4 protein-coding genes and 1 pseudogene are annotated in these 5,557 nt (G+C 76.2%); 4 read left to right on the top strand and 1 reads right to left on the bottom strand.

Features of this window, described 5'->3' with window-relative positions:
• Positions 1 to 364: pseudogene (locus DZF91_RS42890) on the top strand (MFS transporter); the annotation flags it as partial.
• Between the two features lie 286 nt (positions 365 to 650).
• On the opposite strand, the gene DZF91_RS04705 reads toward DZF91_RS42890, so the two are convergent.
• Positions 651 to 2,390: a sensor histidine kinase gene (locus DZF91_RS04705; RefSeq protein WP_235834087.1), complete on the bottom strand. Its 1,740-nt coding sequence runs from the start codon at positions 2,388 to 2,390 to the stop codon at positions 651 to 653.
• A gap of 308 nt (positions 2,391 to 2,698) precedes the next feature.
• On the opposite strand from DZF91_RS04705, the gene DZF91_RS04710 reads away from it, so the two are divergent.
• Genes DZF91_RS04710 through DZF91_RS04720 form a run of 3 tightly spaced genes read left to right on the top strand, consistent with a single transcriptional unit; the run spans position 2,699 to position 5,423 of the window.
• Entirely contained in the window at positions 2,699 to 3,535 is an 837-nt protein-coding gene (locus DZF91_RS04710) for a CPBP family intramembrane glutamic endopeptidase (RefSeq protein WP_117356267.1), read from the top strand.
• Positions 3,535 to 4,770: a sensor histidine kinase gene (locus DZF91_RS04715; protein WP_456236644.1), complete on the top strand. Its 1,236-nt coding sequence runs from the start codon at positions 3,535 to 3,537 to the stop codon at positions 4,768 to 4,770. Before DZF91_RS04710 ends, DZF91_RS04715 begins: the two co-directional genes overlap by 1 nt.
• A complete protein-coding gene (locus tag DZF91_RS04720; RefSeq protein ID WP_117356268.1) occupies positions 4,767 to 5,423 on the top strand; it encodes a response regulator in 657 nt (218 codons plus the stop codon). The genes DZF91_RS04715 and DZF91_RS04720 overlap by 4 nt, the downstream gene beginning before the upstream one ends.
• Positions 5,424 to 5,557: the final 134 nt, after the last annotated feature.

Genomic DNA, 5,557 nt, shown 5'->3' on the forward strand with positions numbered 1-5,557 from the left:
CGTGCAGGCGTTCGGCCCGGCGCTGGCGCCGGTCGGCACCGTCGCCTTCCTCGCCATGGCCGCCGCGCTCGGCGCCGGCAGCGGCGCGACCTTCGCCCTGGTGGCGCAGCGCACCCCGGCGAACCAGGTCGGCTCGGTCACCGGCGTGGTCGGCGCCGCGGGCGGCCTGGGCGGGTTCGTCCCGCCGCTGGTGATGGGCGCGCTGTACGGGGAGTACGGCTCGTACGCGGCGGGCCTGGCCCTGCTCGCGGTCGTCGCGGGGGCGGCGCTGGTCTTCACCCTCACCGGCGTCCGCGCCGCGTCCCCCGGCGAGGGCCGGAAGCCGCGCACCGGCCACGGCCGCGGGCAGCGCGCCACCGCCTGAGGGCGGCCCCGTCCCCCGAGGCCCGTCCCTCAGGGAGACCAAGAACAGACACCTGCGGAACCGGGCACCGCCTCAGCGAGGCGGTGCCCGGCCGTATCCGCCGAAGGCGCGGGGTCAGCTCTGCCGAAGGCGGGGTCCGGTTTCGCCGAAGGCGGGGTCCGGTTTCGCCGAAGGCGGGGTCCGGTTTCGCCGAAGGCGGGGTCCGGTTTCGCCGAAGGCGGGGTCCGGTTTCGCCGAAGGCGCGGGGTCAGGCGTCCGGGGACGGCAGCGGGACGGCCCAGCGGGGTCAGGCGTCCGGGGACGGCAGCGGGACGGCCCAGACCAGGACGGTCCCGCCGGGCGGGTTCGAGACCACCTCGAACTCGCCGCCCAGCTCCTCGGCGCGCTGCCGAAGGTTCTCCAGGCCGCTGCGCCGGGTGACGGCCGGGTCGATGCCGCGGCCGTTGTCGGTCACCTTCAGCCGCAGCGTCCGGCCGCTCACCTCGACGCTCACGTCCACGGCCGTCGCCCGCGCGTGCCGGGCCGCGTTGGACAGCGCCTCGCCGAGCACCGCCAGCAGGCACTCGGCGTGCCCGGCGGGCACACCGGTGTCCAGCAGGCCGGTCATCCGCAGCGCCGGGGTGAAGCCCAGCGTCTCGGCGGCCCGGCCGGTGGCGGTCACCAGCTTGCCGCGCAGGCCGGCGTCGTTGCCGCGGTCGCTCTCCCGCAGCCCGTAGATCGTGGAGCGGACGACCTTGATCGTGTCGTCCAGGTCGTCCACGACCCGCTGGATCCGCTCGCTCACCTGGGGCCGGTCGGAGACGCGGCCGAGCGTGGACTGCAGGGTCAGGGCGCCCGCGAACAGCCGCTGGATGACCAGGTCGTGCAGGTCGCGGGCGATGCGGTCGCGGTCGCCGAGGACCAGCATGTGCTCGGCGTCCTGCCGGTGCTCGGCGACCTCCAGGGTCAGCGCCGCCTGGTTGCCGAAGCCGATGACCATGTCCACGACCGCGTCCGGGAACATCCGGCCGCCCGGCATGTTCGCCACCAGAAGGACGCCGCGCACGTGGTCGCGGGTGCCGAGCGGCACGTAGAACGCCGGGCCGAGCTCGACCCCGGGCGCCCCGCCGCCCTCGCCGCGCAGGCCGCCGCCGACCGCGTCGCCGGTGACCGGCTCCCCGGTCGCGAACACCTTCGACGCCGGGGTCGTGGCGGGCAGCACCAGGCCGCGGACCTCGTCCTCGCCCGCGCCGGACGCGACCTCGACGACCAGCTCGCCGCTGTCGCCCACCGGGACGGCGAGCGTGACCAGGTCGGCGCCCGCCAGCTCGCGCACGGTGGTGGCGACCGACGCCAGCACCCCGCCCACCTCGCGCCCGGCCAGCAGGCTCCGGGTGAGCTCGTCGCTCGCCGCCAGCCAGCGCTGCTTGCGCCGGGCGTCGTCGTAGAGCCGCGCGTTGTCGATCGAGACGCCGGCCGCGGCGGCGAGGGTGCGCAGCACCGCCTCGTCGTCGGCGTCGAACTCCGCGCCGCCCTGCTTGTCCGTCAGGTACAGGTTGCCGAACACCTCGTCGCGCACCCGGACGGGGGCGCCGAGGAAGCTGGTCATCGGCGGGTGGCCGGGCGGGAACCCCACGGACGCCGGATGGTCGGCCAGGTCGGCCAGGCGCAGCGGCTCCGGGCGGCGGATGAGCTCCCCGAGGATGCCCTCGCCGCGCGGGTAGTGCCCGATGCGCGCGACGGTCTCCTCGTCCACCCCGACGGTGAGGAACTGCTTGATCATGCCGTCCTCGCCCAGCACCCCGAGCGCGCCGTACCGGGCGTCCACCAGGGTGACCGCGGACTCCACGATGCGGCGCAGCACCACCTCCAGGTCCAGGTCGGAACCGACGGCCAGGACGGCGTCCAGCAGGGTGCGCATCCGGTCCTGGGCCGCCCGCACCTGGTGGACCTGCCGCTGGAGGCCGTCCAGCAGGTCGTCCAGCCGTAGCTGCGGGGAAGCCCCCGGCACCGGGACGCGCTCCCGGTCCTGTGCGCCCTCGTCCACCCAAGCTCCCCTCACCGTGCACCGTCGGACCACTGTTCAGGATGCCCGATGTTCCGACCGTGTTCGATGCCGCCCCCGCCGAGGCCGACGCCGCCCCCGCCGGTGGGAGCCCTCCCCCGCCACCTCGCCGGACGCGCCACGCGCCGCGATCACCCGGCTCCCGGGGCCCCGCTGTCCCCCGTGCGAGCTACCCGGGAATGTCCTCCGTGCGGGGAAGATCACGGACCGCCGCCTTCCCTAGCGTCGTCGTGGCCGCGGCGTCCAGCCCGCGGACCCCCTCCAGCCCCCCGATCCCGCAGGGAGTCCCCATGCGTCTGCTGAAGCAGCTCTTGCCCGTGCTCCTGGTCGCCTTCATCGGCGGCCAGGTCGTCACGGTGCTGAAGGACAACGCGCCCGCGTCACTGGTCGTCGGCCTCCTGACCGCCGCCCTGGCGATCTGGGTGTACGGCCGGATGGTGCGCTGGTCCGAGCGCCGGCCGGCGGACGAGGTCGCCGTCCGGGGCGCCCTGTCCCGGACCGCCGTCGGCATGCTGATCGGCGCGGGCTGGTTCGCCGCCGTCATCGGGAACATCGCCATGCTCGGCGACTACAAGGTGAAGGGCTTCGGCGAGGTGGCGGGCCCGGTCGGGCTGATCGGGTTCATGGCCGCCGCGTCGGTCACCGAGGAGCTGCTGTTCCGGGGCGTGCTGTTCCGCATCATCGAGGGACGGCTCGGCACCCGGATCTCCCTGGTCCTGACCAGCGCGCTGTTCGGCGCCTTCCACCTGGCCAACCCCGACGCCACCGTCTGGGGCGCGGTCGCCATCGCCGTCTCGGCCGGCGCGACGCTCGCCGCCGCGTACGCCGCCACCCGCAACCTCTGGGTGCCGATCGGCCTGCACTTCGGCTGGAACTACGCCGAGGCGGGGATCTTCGGTACCGAGGTCTCCGGCAACGGCGACAACCAGGGCCTGCTGCACGGCGTGACGTCAGGCCCGGCGGTGCTCACCGGCGGCCGGTTCGGCCCGGAGGCGAGCCCCTACACGGTGGTGTTCGGCGTCCTGCTGACCATGGCGTTCCTCTGGCTGGCCCGCCGCCGCGGCAACGTGGTCCCGCGCCGCCGCCGCGACACGGCCGCCGCCCCGGCCGCTAGCCTGGCCCGGTGATCGATCCGCTCCGGGCCCGGGCGCCGTGGCGGCGGTGGGACGCGGCGCTCCGGGCACTGTGGGGGCGGCTGGACGTCACGGTCCGGGACCTCCCCCTCGCCCTGCTGCTCGCCGCGATGACCTTCCTGCCGGCGCTGCGCGGCCACGAGACCCAGGTCGGCGAGCTGCCGGCCCGCCCGTTCGACGCGACCGCCATCGCGGCGCTGGTCCTGCTGTGCGGGCCGCTCGCCGTCCGGCGGCGGTGGCCCGCCGTGTCCCTGGCCCTGGTGACGGCCGGGTTCGCGGTGGCGCAGCTGCGCGGCTACCACATGGTCGCGGGGACCGCGCTGCCCCTCGCGCTGATGAGCGCCGGCGCCCACCTGGACCACCACCGGCGCGCCACCGTGGTCGTCCTGTCGGCCGCCTACCCGCCGCTCGCGTGGGGCCTCGACCGGCTCGGCGGCGCCGAGCGGCCGGAGGGGTACATCACGTTCTACGCGGGGCTGGTCGTGAGCTGGTGCGTCGGGGCGTGGCTGCGGTCCACCCGGCGGGCCGAGGCCGAGCGCCGCCTGCGCCTGGCCGCCGCGACCCGCGCCGCCGAGCGCACCCGCATCGCCCGCGAGCTGCACGACGTCGTCACCCACCACGTCACGGCGATGGTCGTGCAGGCCGAGGCGGCGCGCTACCTGACCGCCAGCCCCGACCGCCTCGACGGGACCCTGGACGCCATCACCGACACCGGCCGGCGCGCCATCGCCGACCTGCGGCACCTGCTCGACCTGCTCAACCCGGACCACGGCGCCGCCCGGGAGGACGGCGACGGACGCGGGGACGGCGCCGGGACCGGGTCCACCCGGCACGCCCGGACGCCGTCCACCGGCGACCTGCGCACGCTGGTGGAGCAGACCCGCCGGGCCGGGCAGCGGGTCGAGTTCACCGAGGAGGGCGCCCCGTCCGAGACCGCGGGAAGCGCCGAGTTCGTGGCCTACCGGGTCGTGCAGGAGGCGCTGACCAACGCCCTGAAGTACGCCCACGGCAACCGCACCGTCGCCCTCGTCCGGCACGGCGACCGGGAGATCACGGTCGAGGTCGGCACCGCGGGCCCGGCGACCCGGTCCCGGTCGTCCGGCGGCGGGCGGGGCCTGGCCGGGCTGCGCGAGCGCGTGGACGCCCTCGGCGGCGAGTTCGACGCGGACGGCCGGCCGGACGGCGGGTTCGTCGTGCGGGCGCGCATCCCCGCGGGCGGGTCGTCGTGACCGCGCCGGTGCGGGTGCTGGTCTGCGACGACCAGCCGCTGATCCGGACGGGCTTCGCGACGATCATCGACGCGCAGCCCGACCTGGAGGTGGTCGGCGAGTGCGGCGACGGGCAGGCGGCGGTGGACCTCGCGCGCCGGCTGCGTCCCGACATGGTGGTGATGGACGTCCGGATGCCGGTGCTCGACGGCATCGCGGCGACCCGCCTGCTGGCGGGCGCGGGCGTGGCGGACCCGGTGAAGGTCCTGGTCGTCACGACGTTCAACCTGGACGAGTACGTCTACGAGGCGCTGCGCGCCGGGGCCAGCGGGTTCCTGCTCAAGGACGCCCCGCCCGCGCAGCTCCTGCAGGGCATCCGCACCGTCGCGGGCGGGGCCGCGCTGCTCGCGCCCGAGGTGACGCGGCGGCTCGTCGGCCGGTACGCGGCGCGCATCCGCCCGGCCGCGGACCCGGCCGACGTCCCGCTCACCGCCCGCGAACTGCAGGTGCTGCGCCTCATCGCCGAGGGCATGTCCAACCAGGAGATCGCCACGGCGCTGGTGCTCAGCCAGGAGACGGTCAAGACCTACGTGTCGCGCATCCTCACCAAGCTCGACCTGCGCGACCGCGTCCAGGCCGTCGTCTACGCCTACCGCAACGACCTGGTCCTCTGACACGACGGCCGCGCCCTCCTTCGCCGTGTCCTCAGGCGCCGCGCCCGCCCGCCGACGCCGTGTCCGCCCGCCGACGCCGTGTCCGCCCGCCGACGCCGTGTCCGCCCGCCGACGCCGTGTCCGCCGGTCGGCGC

It is taken from the genome of Actinomadura logoneensis (assembly GCF_003428695.1).
Lineage (GTDB): Bacteria > Actinomycetota > Actinomycetes > Streptosporangiales > Streptosporangiaceae > Spirillospora > Spirillospora logoneensis.